Genomic DNA, 1239 nt, shown 5'->3' with positions numbered 1-1239 from the left:
AGGCGGGGTATATGTCAGTCTGGACACCGCACTCTATTATCGCCTGCGACGCTTATTTTCTTTACCCGAAAAGTAAACAGGTCACGGCGGAGGAACAGCAGGGTAACGCGACGTTGCGCGCTAACTGGCTGCCTCATTTGCTCCGTGACCCGGCCTACAATGATCATTTCTCGACCTTGCGTAAACTGTTTAAACCCGAATGCCGGCCCGCGTTAATCAGCCATCCGTTTGCTGACCGTCCGTTGCCGGTGGTGCTGGGAATAACGTTACCTGTTGCGGCTCATGCCCCCGAGTCTTTTCCTGCCGTCATTGATAGCCTGTCGCGCAAGAAAATAATCAACGGACTGGTTACGGAAAATGCACTGGATTATGGGCTAATCCATCGCGCCGATGCGGATGCCATGGTGATCAGCGGCGAGCTGTCCGATGAGGCGCGGGCGCTGATTATTGCCCTGAAAAAACGGCAAAGCAGCATCATCGCCCAAGTGATTTCACCGGCCTGGATTATCGCACAGGGCCGCAATGTCCCTGACCTCACGGGGATTGACCGATTGATTGTGCAAAACGCCGCCCAGGCCGAAGCGGCCCGCCAGTATGACCGGCCGGTGGTGATACTGCCGCGCAGCCTGGTCAGCTTCACACCGCGACAAAAAGGGGGCCGACGCGCCGGTGACAAACTGCGCATGCTGTGCAACACCTGCGAACTCAGCGATGCCGATATCGAACTGGTGCATAACCTGGTGCGCGAGCTGGCGGCCGAGGTGAGCTGGCAGGTGCTTGGTCCGCTGCCCACGGGCTGGGAACCCTGGATTGAGGAGCACTACCGCTATCCTGGCGATGAATATTATCTGCCGCAGCTGGCCCAGCTGGATACCGATCTGGCGATGATCCCGCGTGCCGATAACAAACTCAACCGTCTTAAAGATGACTTTAGTCTGAAGGCGTTCGCGGCCTGCGCCATTCCTGCGCTGGTCAGTGATGTCGGCAGTTTACAAGGGCATATTCCTGCTCTGCGCGTGCGAAACCGTAAAGCCGACTGGCTGGCGGCGATACGTACTGCTGCGAGTGAACGTAACGTTTTGGCTGATTTGGCCCATACCGCCCAACAGGCACTGCGGGACACGGACTGGCTGAGTGGCGAAACAATCAACCAGCATCTGCGTGCCTGGTTGCCGTGACTGGTCTTGCTGAATAAGGTTAACATCATGAAAGATAATATTTTTGTTACCAGCCCGTTGA

1 protein-coding gene is annotated in these 1239 nt (G+C 56.6%); it reads left to right on the top strand.

Annotated elements, in window-relative coordinates; translation table 11 throughout:
* Positions 1-1178, top strand: a 1178-nt coding sequence (locus WH277_RS01695; protein WP_339504017.1) for a hypothetical protein, incomplete at its 5' end; no start/stop codon positions are given.
* Between the last annotated feature and the right edge of the window lie 61 nt (positions 1179-1239).

Origin of the sequence: Erwinia sp. MYb416, from assembly GCF_037479575.1 — a bacterium.
Classification (GTDB): Bacteria; Pseudomonadota; Gammaproteobacteria; order Enterobacterales; family Enterobacteriaceae; genus Erwinia; species Erwinia rhapontici.
Note: the sequence above shows the minus strand (reverse complement) of the source record. Positions and strands in the feature narration are given on the sequence as shown.